14 protein-coding genes and 2 pseudogenes are annotated in these 16,963 nt (G+C 68.8%); 9 read left to right on the top strand and 7 right to left on the bottom strand.

The genetic code is table 11. The annotated features are described in order from the left end of the window. Positions 1-561 carry a Uma2 family endonuclease gene (locus OIE69_RS42780; protein WP_326569941.1) on the bottom strand — a complete coding sequence of 187 codons (561 nt, stop codon included), beginning with the start codon at positions 559-561 and terminating at the stop codon, positions 1-3. Positions 562-1,051: 490 nt separating this feature from the next. On the opposite strand from OIE69_RS42780, the gene OIE69_RS42775 reads away from it, so the two are divergent. The 4 genes from OIE69_RS42775 to OIE69_RS42760 all read left to right on the top strand — a co-directional run bounded on the left by OIE69_RS42775 (position 1,052) and on the right by OIE69_RS42760 (position 4,712). Continuing rightward, positions 1,052-1,306, top strand: a complete 255-nt coding sequence (locus OIE69_RS42775) for a winged helix-turn-helix domain-containing protein (RefSeq protein ID WP_326569942.1) — start codon at positions 1,052-1,054, stop codon at positions 1,304-1,306. A 274-nt stretch (positions 1,307-1,580) separates the two neighbouring features. After that, a complete protein-coding gene (locus tag OIE69_RS42770; protein WP_326569943.1) occupies positions 1,581-1,931 on the top strand; it encodes a Pepco domain-containing protein in 351 nt (116 codons plus the stop codon). Positions 1,932-1,941: 10 nt separating this feature from the next. Further along, positions 1,942-3,471 carry a caspase family protein gene (locus OIE69_RS42765; RefSeq protein WP_326569944.1) on the top strand — a complete coding sequence of 510 codons (1,530 nt, stop codon included), beginning with the start codon at positions 1,942-1,944 and terminating at the stop codon, positions 3,469-3,471. A gap of 98 nt (positions 3,472-3,569) precedes the next feature. Next, complete coding sequence (locus OIE69_RS42760; protein ID WP_326569945.1) at positions 3,570-4,712, top strand: Fic family protein; 1,143 nt, start codon at positions 3,570-3,572, stop codon at positions 4,710-4,712. Positions 4,713-4,831: 119 nt separating this feature from the next. Here the strand turns inward: OIE69_RS42760 and OIE69_RS42755 are convergent, their stop codons facing one another. Both OIE69_RS42755 and OIE69_RS42750 read right to left on the bottom strand, forming a co-directional pair. Next, positions 4,832-4,963, bottom strand: a complete 132-nt coding sequence (locus OIE69_RS42755) for a hypothetical protein (protein ID WP_326581578.1) — start codon at positions 4,961-4,963, stop codon at positions 4,832-4,834. A 19-nt stretch (positions 4,964-4,982) separates the two neighbouring features. Continuing rightward, a pseudogene (locus OIE69_RS42750) lies at positions 4,983-5,129 on the bottom strand (DUF6193 family natural product biosynthesis protein); the annotation flags it as partial. Positions 5,130-6,528: 1,399 nt separating this feature from the next. Here OIE69_RS42750 and OIE69_RS42745 point away from each other — a divergent pair. Then, positions 6,529-7,830, top strand: a complete 1,302-nt coding sequence (locus tag OIE69_RS42745) for a hypothetical protein (protein WP_326569946.1) — start codon at positions 6,529-6,531, stop codon at positions 7,828-7,830. Positions 7,831-8,448: 618 nt separating this feature from the next. Here the strand turns inward: OIE69_RS42745 and OIE69_RS42740 are convergent. Then, on the bottom strand, positions 8,449-8,694 hold the full coding sequence (locus OIE69_RS42740; RefSeq protein ID WP_326580868.1) for a hypothetical protein: 246 nt from the start codon (positions 8,692-8,694) through the stop codon (positions 8,449-8,451). 242 nt (positions 8,695-8,936) lie between these two features. Between OIE69_RS42740 and OIE69_RS42735 the strand changes: the two genes are divergently transcribed. Then, entirely contained in the window at positions 8,937-13,238 is a 4,302-nt protein-coding gene (locus tag OIE69_RS42735; RefSeq protein ID WP_326580867.1) for a hypothetical protein, read from the top strand. Between the two features lie 295 nt (positions 13,239-13,533). Beyond that, positions 13,534-14,244 carry a hypothetical protein gene (locus OIE69_RS42730; protein WP_326580866.1) on the top strand — a complete coding sequence of 237 codons (711 nt, stop codon included), beginning with the start codon at positions 13,534-13,536 and terminating at the stop codon, positions 14,242-14,244. A gap of 429 nt (positions 14,245-14,673) precedes the next feature. On the opposite strand, the gene OIE69_RS42725 is transcribed toward OIE69_RS42730, so the two are convergent. Next, positions 14,674-15,063, bottom strand: coding sequence for a hypothetical protein (locus OIE69_RS42725; protein ID WP_326580865.1), 390 nt, complete (start codon positions 15,061-15,063; stop codon positions 14,674-14,676). Between the two features lie 434 nt (positions 15,064-15,497). Here OIE69_RS42725 and OIE69_RS42720 point away from each other — a divergent pair, with 434 nt between their 5' ends. After that, positions 15,498-15,749 carry a winged helix-turn-helix domain-containing protein gene (locus tag OIE69_RS42720; protein WP_326580864.1) on the top strand — a complete coding sequence of 84 codons (252 nt, stop codon included), beginning with the start codon at positions 15,498-15,500 and terminating at the stop codon, positions 15,747-15,749. Positions 15,750-15,924: 175 nt separating this feature from the next. Here OIE69_RS42720 and OIE69_RS42715 read toward each other — a convergent pair whose 3' ends face one another. Together OIE69_RS42715 and OIE69_RS42710 are read right to left on the bottom strand one after the other, a co-directional pair. Next, positions 15,925-16,176 carry a hypothetical protein gene (locus OIE69_RS42715; protein ID WP_326580863.1) on the bottom strand — a complete coding sequence of 84 codons (252 nt, stop codon included), beginning with the start codon at positions 16,174-16,176 and terminating at the stop codon, positions 15,925-15,927. A gap of 21 nt (positions 16,177-16,197) precedes the next feature. Continuing rightward, complete coding sequence (locus OIE69_RS42710; protein ID WP_326580862.1) at positions 16,198-16,425, bottom strand: NUDIX domain-containing protein; 228 nt, start codon at positions 16,423-16,425, stop codon at positions 16,198-16,200. A gap of 88 nt (positions 16,426-16,513) precedes the next feature. On the opposite strand from OIE69_RS42710, the pseudogene OIE69_RS42705 reads away from it, so the two are divergent. After that, positions 16,514-16,888 (top strand): annotated as a pseudogene (locus OIE69_RS42705) (IS630 family transposase); the annotation flags it as partial. Positions 16,889-16,963: the final 75 nt, after the last annotated feature.

Here is a 16,963-nt window from a genome sequence, read left to right as displayed (position 1 = left end):
TTACCGCTTCACCAGATGGGCGGGGTCGATGTCCAGGGGGAACGGCTCTGTCACTGCCGTGGTCTGGCCGGCCTGGACCAGCCGGTCGCTGTAGGCGCCGTGCTCCAGGTGCCCGAGGTACAGCCGCGGAGCGGGCTCCAGTTCCAGGCGCCAGTAGTGCTCGATACCCGCTGCCGCATACAGAGCGGGCTTCATCTTCCGGTCCGCGACGCGGGTGGAGGGAGAGGCGATCTCCACGACGGCGATGACGTCCTGGGCATGCACGGTCACACCGGACAGGTCCACGCCCTCGTCCACGACGGCCAGGTCCGGGATCATCAGGCCGTCCGGTACGAGAACGTTGATGGCGTCGAAGACCAGCACCGGCGCTTTCGCGGTCTCAGCGGCCTGTTCCAGCAGCACGTGAAGGCGGTGGGAGGCCCACTGATGCGCAAGGCCTGGCGCGGGGCTCATCATCAGCGCGCCCCCGACCAGCTCGATCCGGTTCCGCGGGTCCTCGGGCAGGGCCAGGACATCGTCCACGGTCCACGGCCCGTAATGGTCAGCGGCGGCAACGCTCACGCTCCCCTTCACCTCCTCGGCTTGCTGTGCCCCCAGTGTGGCCCAGCACGAAGGCAGCGGTCGAGCCGCACGCGCGCAGGGAGCCCGGGCGGCTGAGCCGGGCAGGAGGCTCATGGGGCCGCCTGGCGAGCCGCTTGGTAGGCGTCCCACAACGGCCGCACGACCGTGCACTCGCGGGCGCCCCCATCCCGGCAGGTGGGGCATGAGGTGGCATGGTCCAGCCACGACCGGTACGCCGCCTGGACCGCCTGGTTCACCCGGGTCACACGGACCCGGACCACAGCACCGGGCCCCGAGCCGGTGTCCAGCCAGCGCTCGGTGAAGCCGGGCTCCCCCATGACCAGCCCCCTCCACCTCGCCGGGCCCCGCAGCCGGGCTGCCACAACGACAGACCATCGTTTGTTCAATCAACTGTAGCACTCTGGTATCGATACGTCTCGCAACGTATCTCAAACTGCCGCGTCATCTGGACATCTCTAGCGTCTTGACCATGGAGTTTGGTCCTGACGATGAGATCGACGCCGACGGCCCGGTAACCCCCTACCGGCAACTGGCCGGGATCCTCACGGCCCGCATCGCCCGCGGCGACTGGGAACCCAACCGCGCCATCCCCTCCGAGCAACGCCTGGTACAGGAGTACGGACTCGCCCGCTCCACCGTGCGCCGCGCCATCGCCGTCCTGGCAGCCGACGGACTGGTCTTCACCGTGCCCCAACGCGGCACCTTCGTCACCCCACCGCAATAACCACAGCGAAAAGCCCCCGGCCGGCTCTACGCCCTCACCGAGCCGATGCCCGCAAGCCCATGGCTCCGTCATGAGGTGGCGGACCCCAACGTGAGGCGCCCGAAGAACTGCAGCCATGAGCCACACCCACCCGGTCGCAAGGCGCGGTCTCGCTCCATGGTGAGCCGGGGCGGTCGGCGGCCCACCGGGCACTGGTTTGCGCACTGTGGACGCGAAGGACCCTCTGGCTACGTACAGTTGCTGTTGCTCTTCTGGCATTGACTGAGGGGGACCCGTGAGCTCTTCAACCGCAGAACCGCCGCACGTACCGGCGCTGCCGTTCTGGGTGTCGCAGGACGATCGGGACGGGGAGCTCGAGGACGAGGGCGACTCCATGGGGCTGTTCGGCGACGGGGATGCCCAGGTGCGGCTGAGGAGTGTACCTCTGGGGCCCCTGCGCAAGAATCTTGCAGAGGCCGTAGACGCGTTGCAGCAGGTGTTCAGCGAGGCCGCCGCGCGAGGTGGGCCACTGCCGTTGCGGGAGGCGCACCTGTCCTTTCAGGTGACCGCGAGCGGTGGTGTGCAGTTCATCGGCAGCGCACAGATCCAGCGCGGCCATGGCATCACGCTGGTGTTCAAGCAGTGACCGGTGTGTGATGGCACGTCATAGAGCTCTGCTCATCGGAGCGAGCGCCTACGAGATGCGCGGTGTCCCACCGCTGCCCTTCGTCCCTGGTGACCTCGCCCGCCTTGGTTCGGTGCTCGAGGACCGTGGCTTTGACGTTCTGGTCGTGGCCGGGCGTGAAGACGGCAAGCAAGTGTCACGGAACTTCGTGGACGGCCAGGTGGCGGGCTTCCTCAGACGCGCCGGCAGGGACGACACGCTGCTCATCCTGCTCAGTGGGCACGGCGTGCACGCCGCCGGGCGTGACTTCCTCGTCCCAGAAGACATTCACGAGGACACACATCCCTTCGAATCCGGGTGCGTGGCGATCGACTGGCGCGCACACCTCGACCAGACGCCCGCGGGTCGCATTGTCTTTCTGATCGACGCCTGCCGGGAGGGGATCGAGCAGGAGTCGATGGGCGTCGCGAGCGTCCGGCAGTGGGGCCGTCAGAAAGTCAGCGCGGCGCTGCGCCGCAAGGTGGCATACGTCTACGCATGCTCGGCAGGGCAGTTTGCGCTGTTCGTGCGCTCGCGGGACAAGCTCGTCGACGCTGTGGCCGATGTGCGCTCTGGCGAGTCGTTCAGCATCTTCTCGCGGTCGGTGTCGGACGTGATCGCCGCTCACACTGGTGCCGTCTCGCTCGGCATTGAGGAATTCCAACGCTCCGTCCAGGACCGGATCACGGAACTGCACCGGGCATACCGGAAAGCCGGGCAGCCCCAGGCCCTGCGGATCGTGACCGACATCCCGACCGACGACTTCTCCTTCCTGCCGCCACCAAGAGCGGCGACCATGCGGTCGGGCCGTTCCCCGGAACCGTCCGCTGTCGATTCGGACGCCGATGCGACGCCCGACATGAGCACCGCGATGGCCGCCCTGTCAGGCACGCCCCGATCCGCGCCTATTGCCCGCCGGTTCCGGCCGACAGGGCGGGCGCTGTCCGCGCTGGCCACCCTCGGCGTCCTCGGCGTCACGGCCTGGGCAATCGCCACCCACCACGGCAACACCGACGATCGTGGCGGGGCACCAGACAAGACGGGATCGAGCACCTCAGCCACTCCTGGCTCCTCCAGCCCAAAGACCTCGCGTGCGACCGGCAAGGGAAGCGATAGTGGTAAGGGACTGCCCCTCGGAACGTCTCTTCCCGCCTGCACTGCGAATGCTGTGGAGCTGACTGTACGCAGCCCCCACGACGCCTACACGCGCACCGAGCGCCCCACCGTGGAGATAACAGCGAAGAACTCCTCGGACAGTTCCTGCAAGGTCGACTTTGCACCGCAAACGGCGGTAGTGACCATCACGCCGGCCGACCGCGGCGTCCCCTACTGGTCTTCGGCCGACTGCCCCAAGACCGCCGGAAGTTATTTGCTCCAAGTTCCCGCCCACGGCATCACTACCTACACCGTGCATTGGAACCGCAAACCGAGCTCTCCCACGTGCACGACGCCTCCCGTGGGCACGGCGGAGCCGGGAACCTACCTGGTCGAACTGACGGCATCTCGATTCGGGAAAGCATAGACGTCATTTGTCCTGACGGCGGACTGAGGCCTCCCGGCGCGTTTCGAACAGACGAGCGCAGCGTTGACGTAATGATTACGTCACGGCATCTTCCTTTCATGCTGTACCCCACGCCTTCCCTCAGCCGTGACGACGAGCGTGTACTCGCCTCCATCGACGAGATGTACTCGGCCCTGCGTGACCAGGTGCGTGCCATGCCGTCCCGGCAGGTCCAGCGCCTGTGTACGTTTCTGACCGCCGACGCTGTGGCGGCGTCCACGTCCATCGAGGGTTTCAAGGTCGCCACCGTGGACGTGGAAGACCTGATAGAGGGCGAGCAGGACGTGGAGGTCTCCGAGGAGAACCGAGAGGAGACCCTCGCTCTGCACCGGATGATGACCTACATCCACACGCTGCACGACTCGGCCGACTTCACCTACAGCAAGAGCTTTCTCAACGCCCTGCACTGGATGCTCCAAGGGCACCGCCACCACCCGCGCAAACCTGCCGGACAGTGGCGTCGCGGTCCCGTCTACGTCACCGACGCCCGCGACCCGAGTATCGCCGCCTACACCGCCCCCGACGCCGAAGCAGTCCCCGCGCTCATGCACGAACTGGTCGACTGGCTGGGCACCGACGACCACGCCCACCCCCTGGTCCGGGCCGCCATGGCGCACCTGCATCTGGTGTCCATTCACCCGTGGGCCGACGGCAACGGCCGGATGTCCCGCTCGCTGCAAACCTTGTTGATCGCGCGGGAAGGGGTCCTGGCTCCGGAGTTCTCCTCCATCGAGGCATGGCTCGGACGGCCGGGCAATACCTGGGAGTACTACCGGGAACTCGCCCGCCGCGGCCCCCAGTACCTGCCCGACCAGGACGTCGCCGGCTGGATCCGCTTCAACCTGACCGCCTATCACCAGCAGGCCCAGACCGTACAGGGCCGGCTGACCCGGGCCGGAAAAGTCTGGGAAGCACTCGCCGACTTCGCCCAGCACGCCGGCCTCGACGAACGCACCATCACCGCCCTCCACGACGTCGCCATGGCGGGACGAGTACGCCGCTCCCGCTACGAAAGCGCCGAGGGCCTCAGCCTGCAGCAGGCCCAGCGCGACCTGCGCGACCTGGTCACCGCCCATGTCCTCACCCCCGTCGGCCGCACCCGGGCCCGCTACTACACCGCCGGCGACCGCTTCCCGCAACAGGCGCTGGACATCTCCGCCACCCCCATGACCCTCACCGACCCCTACACCCCCACCGGCTGAACCGCCGGTAACCCGCCCCACCGCTCACTTCCCTGCGTGTCGATGCGTGGAGGCTCTCGGCGACGCCTGCTGCGCAGTGGCTGCTCAGCAGGGGCGCACGGCTCAGGCGCTGGGCGGGTTCATCCGCCAAGGGCGACGGGAGCCAGACCGGGAGGCAGGTGGTGCACGTCCAGCGCCACAGCCTCCGCGGCGGTGGTGAAGACGCCCAGACCCTGGCTGATGATGCCCCCTGCCCACTCCGTACGTGCCATCGCCGTTCGCGCCCAGGCACGGTCCGACAACCGTCAGGTCCGGGCGGGTTGCGGTCGAAAAGCGCAGCGCCCAGTGGCTGGTGAAAGGGTAGAAGGCGCGCAGGGCCGGCTCGGCGTACGCCGCCTCGATCAGGGCCTGGTACCTCTGCTGCCAGTCGTACTCCATTTCGGCCGTCTGCTGGCCGCAGGCCCTGCCACTCGGATTCCGTCAACCGCGCGGGATCGTGGTCGGGCACCTCGAGCCGCCCGGTCACGTGCACAAAGGGTGCCGCCCGGCGGATGTCGTCCAGGGCCGCCCCCTCGTGCCATGCCCGGGCGGCACGGGCGATCTCCGCCAGGTCGTCCGTCGTGCCGTCGATGAGGGGCAGGCTCCGGAACGGTTCCGTGCCCTGGATCGACCACCGGCGCTCCCAGAACCAAGCGCTGATCGCCAGCGGTCCGCGGTGCGGCACGGTGCTCGGCACCACCGCATGGACCAGGTCCGAGGACCGGGCGGGAACAGCGTCGAGACAGCCTCCCGCCACGGCCCGGAGCGCTGCGGCAAGGCTGCCACAGACCGCAACGTCCGCGTACAGGACAGCGGGATCAGGAGGAGTCGGCACAGCCCTGATTGCCCCTGAGCCCCTGATTCCCTGGGCAAATGCACTGATGCATCCCTGGAGAGACGATCGCGCCGGCGGCGCGCGGCCGGATTCACAGCTGAAGACGAGCAGTCTGCGAAAAGACCGCACCCGTCACCTCGCCACGCTGGCTCGATGCCTCGGACCGGTGACGGCCAGTAGTCCAATCGGCCATCGGCAGCCGCGGCCCACCATGTCACGGCATCCGACTCAAGGTCAGAGGCAGCCTGTGGAGCGGTGACGTCGCACGGCCCAGTGACCTGCGGTGGTGAGCAGACCCGGGCTCCTCACCGGTGACATGCCGTCACTCACCAACTGCAGTCGTCACTCACCGGCTACAGGTGATGCCGGATTGTGATCTTTCAACCCCCTTTTCGGTGAGCAAATCGGTGAGTGCCACCGGGCTTCATGGATGACATCACCCACGTCCACCCATCCGGGAGCCCACATGACCACCGCTGCGCATCCGCCTATCACCGTCACCGAAGCCGGCACCACTGGGCCGGGCATGCCCGGCCCGTACCGAAGGCAGCCGGACCACGCCCTGCAGCCCGCGTTCAGCCCGGACGCCGGCCCCAGCCCCACCCGCGCCCCACGCCTCGGGCCACCGCGGGACAGACGCCCGTCGGCCGGCGGCTCGTGGGAGCCTGGCCCGTCCCCACTGCCGGACAGGCCCAAGCCGACTGGCGATGCCCGGCCGCAGGCCCCCACCGCCCGGCATACCGCGGCTCCCACCCGTCTCGAGCAGCGCGAGTGGACAGGCCCCGCAGCCACCACGGGTCACCACGTCGCAGGCATAGCCGCACCGGCACCAGACGCCGGCACAGCCGGCCGGACGGCCACACACCACCGCGCCCCTGGGCGTGCAGCACAGACGCTGCCCCCACCGGGTGCGAACGCCGCTGATACCGGCCCGGCCACACCCGCAAGGGCAGGTGACGGCCAGTGAGGAAGCTACCCACCCAGCCTCCACGGTTCGTCGCCGTGGACAACCGCGCCGTCGACGACCAGCGCCTGAGCGTCCTGGACATCGGACTGCTCACCATGGCGCTGCGCCTGCCCGACGGCGCGGACTTCACCATCGCCGCCCTCGCCCAGACCCGCAAACCCGGCCGCGAAGCTCTCACCAAAGCCATGCGGAACCTCGTCGCATACGGCTACATCGTCAAACTCAAAATCCAGGACGCCGCCGACGGCACCTGGCGCACCGAATTCTCCGTCGCCGGCCTGCCCCACCGCCAAGAAGACATCCACCACCTCCTGGCCCAAGTGACCGGGACACGCGCCGTCCGCATCGAGCCGGCCTGGCTCGACCCCCGCAACCACCACACCCCGGCCCCCACTTCACCCGAGCCGATCCCGCCAGAGGCGGCCGCCACAGACTCCCCGGCCGCGCAGTCCGCCCTCCGCCCGGTCACGACGGGCCTCCTGACCCGCGTGCCACCAGTGACAACTCCGAAGACGTGCGCCGGACCGAGTGACGGGTTCCCGGCAGTCGGCGACCCGGCGGTCGGCGACCCGGCGGTCGGTGAACCGGCCGCCGGTCAGCCGACCGCCGGAGACCCGTCGGCTAAAGAACTAAGACTGAACAAGCAAGACGGAAAGAACTCCTCTCTCTCCTCCCCGCCCACCACACCCCAACGTCCGACCGTCCCGGCATCGAAGAGAGAGACCACCACCCCATCCGGACAAACGCCCCCTCCCCACCCACCGCCCGCCACGCCATCGCCTTTGGGCCCCACCGGCGACGACCCAGGCAATGCCGGCACCAGTGCGCCCGCACCAGCACGATCGGCACCCGGCGTCCCGCAAGCAGCCGCACCCGCCCCACACGGTCACACCCCCGGCACCGCCGACCCCGGCGCGCCCGCACCAGCAGGACCAGCACCGGCCGGCCCGCGAGCAGTCGCTGCAGCCCGGATCGCCGACGCCTGGACCACCGCCCGCCACCACCACGGCCACCCCGTCCCCGCCCTGGCACCAGGCCGCATCGCCCACACCGCCGAAGCCCTCCTGGCCACCGGCATCCAAGAACAGCACCTGACCCAGGCAGCCACCGCCATGGCCCGCAAACCCACCTGGTACGACCTCAAACGCCACCTCGAACACTGGACACCCCCCACCACCCCACAACCCGCCACACGGCCCACACAGGCCGCCTACTGCGGACAATGCGACCACGGCTGGACCACCGACCCCGACGGCCGCGCCCGCAAATGCCCCTGCCGCACCCAACAACACCCATGACCCACCAACCCCCACACACCCCCGCCACCAGAAATCCCCCGCCAGCGCCGAACCCCACCCCTCACCACAGACCACCAACCGCCGCCCGGACACCCCCGGGTCCAGGCGCAGCACCCCGACCCCGAACCCCCACAACGCCCACAACGCCCACAACGCCCACAACCTGCCGACGCCGCCAAACCCCCGCCCATGCGCAATCAAGCCCAATGCGCAACAAGCCCAGCGCCCCCCTTTGCGCAGCAGGGCCCATGCACAGCGATCCCAACGCTCCCCTTGCGCACCCCCGACGGCCCCGCCCCATTGCGCATCGCAGGACCCGCCCCTACACCCCAATGCGCAACCCCAGCCCCACCCGCCCCCCGTGCGCAACCAAGCCCACCCTCACGGGACCAGACCACCCACACCCAGGCGGCCCTCCGCGGCACCACCCACCCATGACACCCGACCCCACGAGAGAACCCACCACCCCGCACTCCCCCCGTCGCCACGCCCCACGACACAAGGGCCGCCCACCGCTCCACTCACCGGAGAAGACCACTTGGCCTGTGCGGGCCCGGGCCGGGGAGTCCCCCGCCCCGGCCCGCACAGGCCCAAGAGGCAGTGCGTGCATCCGCTACATCAGCGACGCCGGTACCGGGTCAGTGCGGCAAGCAGCCGTACAAAACCAACCCGAACAACGCAGCGGACCCAAAGCCGAACCCCCTCATCGCCGACAAGATCAACAACAACGCGGATAGCGAGAGCCACCTCCGGTGAGGGGCTCGACGAGCAGAACTCCACAGCGAACCGCGCAGCGCCCATCAAGTCGAGGCTGTGCACGGCGATGGGATCGTGATGGACAAGGGACGAGAGGAACTGTTCCATGCGGACCTCACCAACGGTTGGTGAGGTGCGGGCCCGCACCCCGGGCTGTGCCGGCGTGAGACTCCAAGGTGCGTGACGGCCGCAAGGGGTCAGAACTATCCCGAGGTCGCGGCCTGCACTGGGAAAGAAACCGCAGATAGTCGAGACGATCAGGAAACTCGCGTGAGGTCTCGTTCAACCGCGGTCGCAGCGCACAGCGGTCCCCTACGCTGGTTCACCATCGCCGGAGCAGGAGTTGCAGGGTGACGGATCGGCAGAACCAGCGTGCCGCAGGACGCGGCGCCGACCAGCCAGGAACAGATACAAGTCCAGCTGAGCTGCTCTGCCGCTCGCTGGCACGCCTGTATGACGAGTTGAATGGCTCGTCTGCAACCGCACGGATGATGACCAAGCTTGCCGATCGAACGGACCGGCAGGTGTGGGAGCAGCTTCGCGTCGAAATCGCGATGCGCATGGAACACGATCGGGAACACGGGCACAGTGCCGCGCCGGACCGCATTCCTGTACTGACGGCGCAGACCTTCCGTACTCTGCGGTGGGACCTGGACGCCGATCGGCCGCTGACCCGGGATCGGCTGCGGGTTCTGCAAGCGGTGCTGGCGATTGGAAAACCCGGCAACCGGCTCCCCAGTCCCTGGATCGAACAGGCGCGCAAGCTCCTGGCGGCTGACCCGCCTGCGACCCGGCGGGCGGGCGACGGCGGGAAGAGGCACCACGAGTACCTGGAGTCCGTGAGCGACGACGCCCTCGATCATGTACGCCGTCTAACAGGCCCGGACGGTGTGTCACTGACCGACGTGTACGTGGTTCGCGGCCAGGAAGAGTTGCTGGCCCGGCTGCTGGAGGAGCAGGCCGCAACGGGCGCGCCTGGACAGCCGGTCCAGGTCGTCCTCGGCGAGCCGGGCACCGGCAAGACCAGCATGCTGTGGTACCTGGCAACGATCCTTCGGGGCCGTCGAGCGGCGACGGCACCCGTTGGCGAACGCACCGAGCCGCCGTCGGCCGAACGACGCGGCGGGGCGGTGCTCAGTCCCCGTTTCCTTCGGGGCGAGGACCTCCTGGACCCACTTGAGGGTCCGCGGCTACTCGAGGCGCTCGACGGCGACACCAGCAAGGCGCAGGTGCGGCGCGGACGTATCGTGCTGCTGGACAGTGCCGATCTGCTGCTGCATGCCGGGGACGGACGCAGCCGGCTGCAGCAGGTGGTCGTGCTCTGCCAGAACCGGGCAATACCGCTGGCCATGACATGCCGCACCCGCGACCGCTCGCAGCTGGAGGATGCGCTCGGTGCCGCACCGCTGGCGGTGTCCACGTACGTAGAGGACTTCCGTTTCGGCGGTGAGGTCGAGCGTGCCGTCACCACGTACTGCCGCTACTACTTGCCAGAAGAGATCCAGCGCTCCACCGCCGATGCCCTGCTGCAGGCAGCGGTGCGGGGCCTGCCCGTGCGGGAGGTCGTCGCACGTCCCCTGACACTGCGGATGCTGCTGCAGGTCTACGACAAGGGGATGGACACCAGGGAACTCGACGCTGGTCTGGTCTATGACACCTACTGGCAGCGCCGAGTGGTCCAGGACACGCGTCATGGAGCACGGGTGCTGGCCGACGTCACAGACATGTCGTGGCCGGCCCAGGCCACCGCACGGCTGATGCTCCACGACGGTGCGGTGGCCTTGCCCGTCGCCGAGCTGACGAGGGACCTGCCCGCCGCCGATGCCGGGCCGAAGCACGGCGACCCGGCCGAACAGGTGGCGATCCTGGAAGGGCGTGGCGTTTTCACTCGCACGTCGACCAGCCCCCTTGCAGCCGCAGAAGACCCGGGCGGTTCCGTGCAGTTCTTCCACCAGACGCTGTACGAGTACGCAGCCGGGCGCTGCATGGTCCGCCTGGCCGACGAGGCGGGCCTGTCGTACTACCGGCCGCTGGAACAGCACCTGTCGGACCATCCGGATGACTTCCTGCGCGCCTCGGTCGCGGAGCAGTCGATCGTGCAAGGCGTCCGCTCGAACAGCGCGGCACGCGAGGAAGCCCTCGGCTTGTTTCTTCGGCTGCTGCGCAGCACGGAGGTGGATCTGCAGGTCATCGCGGTGCGCTGCTACGCGCTCCTACCGGGCCTGTATCCCCACGAACGCAGGCAGGTCCAGGACTATCTGCGAGATGAGGCGCCGCAGGCCATGGCCGAGGAACTGCTGGCGATCCTGCCCACCCGCTGCCATCCAAAGCCGGAGACGGTCACTGCCGACCTGGCCATCATCCTTGTCCGCCACCCTCGGCTGCGCCAACGGGTGCTGGAGCTGCTCTGCCGCTTCAGCGGCGTTGGCCATGAAGCCTCCGGGGCTGTGTGGTCGCTGCTGCACGAGCTATGCCAGGACCACCGCGGATGCCTGATGCGGCCTGTCAGCGACAGCAGTTCTGCCCCGGCCGGGTGTGGTGGCGACCTATGCCTGTGGTCGTGGCTGGTCAGGCTGGACAGCAACGCGGCGACCAGTCACGGCAACCTCGCCGCGCGCCTGGTCGACGCCCTCACCGATCACCACGGCGCCTGGGCCCACGCACGGATGCGGGAACTGCTCGCCCTTGCCGAACGCGACCGGTCACGCGCGCAGGTGCTGCAGTGCGTCTCGCCGATTCACCGCCGGCGCCACATGGCCGGCTGGCCGGACCTTATGCGTATCGCGGCCGAGACCGCAGTGCGGCTCGGGCCCGGAAAAGACGGTGCCACGGGCCCGCAGGCCGACGAAGCCGACACCGCAAATGGACAGCAGATCCTGGAGGCCTACTGGTACGCAGCGGCCACCACCGACCGAAGTCCCCTCGACCTGCTGCGCTCCCTGGCCGGCGAAGGCAGCACGCCTTTCGACACCCCAGCGCCACACCTGCGCGGCGTGCTCACCCGGCTCGGCGAACAACTGCGCAGCACAAGTCCACACGTAGTACACCGCCTCCTCAACGAAGCCGTCACGCTGTGCAGGGGCTCCGACCGCATCGACCAAGTCGCCAGGGCCCTGCTGCCAGCCCTCCTGTCCGATCCCACTCGCCCACAGCCACGCCAGGGCACCCTCGCCGCCGAACAGTGGTGCCACGACCACCTCGCCGAATTCGAACAGACCGCCCGCCAGCGGCCACCCGACCCCGCCGTACGGTTCATTGCCGCCGGCCTGGCCCGGCTCGCACCCGACCACGCGGCACGCCTCATGCCATGGTCGCCCGCAGCAAGGCCATCGGGACATTCAGGCGGCAGGCCGTGGGGCCATGCCCGCTGCGATGCCATCTGGCTCGCCCCCAACGCAGCCACCCGCCTCCTCGTGCCACTCGCCGCAGCCCACGACCATCAGGCCGTGGCCGGACTCGACCGGTGGCGGAACCTGGAACAGGCGCGCCACGACCAACTCGTCCACGGCCGCAACACCTGGCCCATCTACCACGGCGACAACTCCTGGCACGGCCCGGCGCGAAACACCGCAAACAAGATCATCCAGCCCGTCCTCGCCGACCTCGCCCCAAGCAACCCCACTCTGATCACCCAAGCACTGCGTCACCGCATCCCGCCGGCTGACCTGCCCTGGCTGGCCGCTCTCGCCAAATCCACCGCCGACCAGCCCACCAGCGCCTCCGCTACCCACGCCAAAGCGGCCCTCACCCGCTACGGCGCCGACCTCGCCGCCTGGTGCTCCGACTTGTGGGACAAAACCCTCCCCTGCCCCGACGCCAACGCCAAGACCGCAGCGCTACGGCTATGGGGCGACCTGGTACGCCTCGGCGCAGCCGAACGACCCACCCTGAAACAGCAGACGGAACTCGCCAAGGCCCTGGGCGACAAGGGATGGGCCGGCGCAGTCGTGGTATTCCGGCACTGGAACCGCCCCGAGGCCATCGCCACCGTCGACAAGGACGGCGACCCCGGGTGGCCCGGCCTGGACACCGCCCTGGCGACGGCAGCCACCGCATTCCCCAGCCGCACAGCGACCATCACCGCACTGCGGTCCTATCTCCACTGCCGCTTCGCGCCACTGACCAGCACCGAGGCAATCACCGCGGCAGTGACCGCCGCACAAACCGAAGTACAACAAACCCGTACCACTGGCGACATCCATGACTCCGGCGCCGGATTCCTCGCCGAACGCCTATGCGCCGTCGATCCAGCCGCCGCAGTCTCCGTGACCGTCATGGTCGCCAAACGCGCAGCCGGCGCCTCGAACACGGCCCCCGACCCGCACCACGTCACACGCCTCGGCTGGATGTGGCAAAAGCCGCTCACCCGCCTCGCGGCCACCGCCAACCCGACGCAATGGCAGACCCTCCTGACCGGACTCGCCAACGGCCCCCTCGCCGTACTCCAAAAAGCCCTCGACCTCGCCGCCGCCCACCGTCGCCACGAGAACCTCCGCGCCACCGCCGAAACCGCGCTGGCCACCAGCCCCTACCGCGACGAAGCACTCGCAGGCCTACGCGACGCAGCAATCCGCCACCGCCACACCCCACCCGCCCAACGCCAATGGACCGCAATCCTCAACCCAGACAGCGCAGATCCCGTCCTGGTCTAACCACCCCGCCACCCGGCAGCGCGAGACCGCGCAATAGCACTGGGCCGGTCGCGGCCGCGGAGTTGACGCCCCACACCAAACAGAGCATCATTACACACGTAGATTGCTCGAGCCGCAGACACAATGATGGCCGGCGAGAACACCCCAAGAGGTGTCGGCCCGGGGCGGCAACCCCGACCGAACGTCCCACCGGCCACCGGTACTCCAACCCACCAAAGGAGGGAGTGCCGCCAGTCTACGGTCGCCGCGCGTATGCCGGCAGCCCGTCCCACCACACTCCGCGGAGGCACCCGGCATGGCCAAGCAGCCCACCCCCGAAATCCGCGTCTTCAACGGCCGTCCCGTGGTCAACCGCGACTGGATCGTCGAGCGGACCGGCGCCAGCCGCGCCACGATCACCCTCTGGTACACCAAACGCGCCGACCAGCCCGAGGACACCCGGCACCCCGAAAAGGCCGTGACGATCGAGCGCATCGACTTCTACGACCAGGAGGAGTTCGAGCGCTTCTACGCCGCCCACCAGGAACGCAAGAAGAAGAAGGTCCTCACCACCGACCCGGCCCTCTACGAAGGCCACATCGACGACGTCCTGTCCATCAACCAAGCCGCCGAGCTCCTCGGCTTCGCCGACGCCGGCGCCATCCGCAAATACCTCAGCATGAACACCGGCTACTTCCCCGAAGCCGTCGGCACGGTTGCCGGCCCCACCGGACGGCAAATCCCCGGCTTCCGCCGCGGCGACCTGCAGAACTTCGACCGCCGACGCACCGGCGACGGCACCGGACTCGCCGGCCGCCCCGCAGGCACACCACAGGAGAAGGGCCCCCGGCCCGAAACCGAGCAGCGCATCCAAACCGCCATCACCTACCTGCGCGAACACGGCCACCACCACGGCACCGGCGCGAAACTCGCCATCATCCACGACGAACCCGCCTTGAAATGGGAACGCATCGTCAAACGAGCACGCGAGCGCATGGAAGAACAGGACACCGCCCAGGAGTCGTGACAGACAGGCCCATCCTCCCCACAGCTTTGAAGACCATCCTCACGCTGCCGGCATGGCTGCAGCAGTCCCCGCACCCCTGGTCAGCACGGTCCCGCAGCGGACGGTCAGCGCGGCGCGGGACTGATACAGCCCGCGTCGAGCGAATGAGCCCCGCACGGGCAAGCCAGCGTGGCTGGCCGATGCGAGGCTCGTTGCGTTCAGCCCGCCTGCCGCCATCGGTTCCCAGGCACACACTCGACGCACGCGCACGGAGGCCACAACTGCGAGGCCATCGGCGGCAGGTGATCGTGGCGCGTCGTCTCCACCGCGCGGCCCCACGTCCGCCCGCCGTCGTACGAAACCCGCAGCGTCATCAACGGACGGGGGCCGGCCATCTCAACCAGCAGCGACGCAACGACTTCGGGCCACGGCGCATGCGTCCACGCGTCGTCACCCACTGCCGGACTCCGCAGGGCCGTCTCCCGAGGGCGACGAGCGGGGAGGCCATGTCCACTCGCTCTCCGGAATCTCGTCACGGTCATACCCCGGCAGCCGCATCCCGCGGGACACAGCGACGCGCAGCACATTCGCCAGCGCCTCGCACGCTGCGGTGAGCACAATGCGGGAGGGTTCGTTGATCAGGCGCGGCGCATCCTTGGTCGTGCGCAGCAGTTCGACCACGTCAGACAGCACAGCCGACGCGCGCGTGATCTGCTGGCGCTCCACGTCGTCGGCCATCTGCGCGATGAGGCCGGCCGGATTGCCGTCGGGGGTGTACGCGGGCTTGCCTGCGGGGTCCGTCCACGGAAGAAGTCGCAGCCCGGCGATCCCTTCACTCATGCCACACGCTCCGGCATGTCCTGGCCCAAAGCCGCCAACGCGAGAGCACGCCGCCGATCCCGCTGCCGCCGCACTTCCTCCGCGCGCTCATGGTGCACGAGATAGCGGGGCACCAACGGCAAGCTGTCCGCATCGAACACCTCCGCCACACGCCGGGAACGACAGACCGGCAACGCGCCCCGCCCGCCCCAGGCCTGCTCCGCCGACGGCGCGGGCGCCGCGCGACGACGACCACGAGCCGGCAGGAAGCGCGCACATACCGCGGCGAAAACGTCCGCCATAGCCGAAGCTCCAATCTCCGGTCAGCCCCCCAGGACGCAGCCCTCACCCGGCCACCCAGAGGGCGATTCACACCTGCCACACTCCACAGTACTCGCAGTTATCCACGGTTATCTACGGATGCACGGAAGACCGCAGGTACCCACGCTGAGATCATGGAGCTTGACCGCACACGCCCGCTGTGGCGACAGATCGCAGCGGAGATCATCCAGCGAATCCAGGACGGCACCTACCCGCCCGGCAGCCGCGTACCCTCCACCCTCGAAATCGCACAAGAGTTCGACGTAGTGAACGCGACCGCAGCCAAAGCCATGAAACACGTACGCGAACAAGGATGGACCCGCGGAGAAGTCGGACTCGGAACCTTCGTCACCGACACACCACCGCCAGCCAACCCGTCCGCGTAACCCCAGACCAGACCCCGACCTCGACGCAGAGGGTCGACCCAGTTACTCGGCCCGCTCACGTCGGGACGGGGCGCATCCCCGCAGGTACGGAGAGCTCAACGTGGCTGGGGGACCATGCCTACGATTTACGGAAGACAGATCGACGTTGGTCCGGTCGACGGGAACCCGGCGTCACTCAGCCGGGGCCAACCGCTCGACCCGCCGCCAGTCGTCCGGCGTGTGCGCGGATCCGGTCGCGGTCCTCGGGAAACACGCTCTCCCACTCTTGGTCCAGACGGAACCATGCAGCCGGCTGCCCCAACTCCCCGCCGAGCGGCACCTCGCGGCCGACAATCGCCGCATAGGACAGACCCAACGTCGGTGACCAACCGGACCGGTATGACCGCACCGCGACCGCCGCCGGCTCGGGCAACAGCTCGGCACGCAATCCGGTCTCCTCCAGCGACTCTCACACCGCAGCCGCACGCGGCGTCTCGCCCGGCTCCACCTTGCCACCAGGCGGCACCCATCCACGCACATGATGCTCAACCAGCAAGACGTACTCAAAGCCGGGATCGGTAAGCCACACCTCGGCCGCCAGCGGCTCCGTCAAATGCGAGCGCGCCTCATCCAGCCAGGCCAGAGCCCCGTCGAACTCCCACACCGCAAGACGCGCATCCGCAACAGCCTCGACCATGACAACTTGACTCACCCACCCCCCATAGGCAGAGCGACCCACCCTGCGATACGCAAACCCTGGAGCCCACAGACGAATTCACCCCCGAGAGCGGCTCACTAAGCGAACACTCCGGCATGCGCACCAGCAGACCTCCCGCTTCCCGGACCGCTGTTTCGCCTTCGATCAGTTCGGCCCGCTGTCGATCCGGCCCTGCCACGGCACCGGCTGGGCGCCAGAGAAGAAGCCGGACCGGTTGCCGACCACCTACCACCGCACCCACGGAATCCGGCACTTCCACGGCTGTTACTCCCCCGGCGACTACCATCTGTGGGGCGTGACCCGCCGCCGCAAGGGCGGCGACCACAGCCTGGCGGCGCTGAAGTCGATCCGTGCGGCCCGCCGCGACGGCGCCCCCATCTACGTGATCATGGGCAGCCTCTCGGCGAACAAGACCCCGGCAATCCGGGCCTGGGCGAAGAAGTCGTGGTCGACGGTGAAGCAGAGCCGGTGGCGGTCCGGCTCGGAGCGTGGATCTCCAACACCAAGCAGACGCGGC

The sequence above is a fragment of the Actinacidiphila glaucinigra genome (assembly GCF_035918135.1).
In the GTDB taxonomy this organism is placed as follows: domain Bacteria; phylum Actinomycetota; class Actinomycetes; order Streptomycetales; family Streptomycetaceae; genus Actinacidiphila; species Actinacidiphila glaucinigra.
The sequence above is the reverse complement of the archived record's forward strand: the minus strand, read 5'-3'. Positions and strand labels throughout refer to the sequence as shown.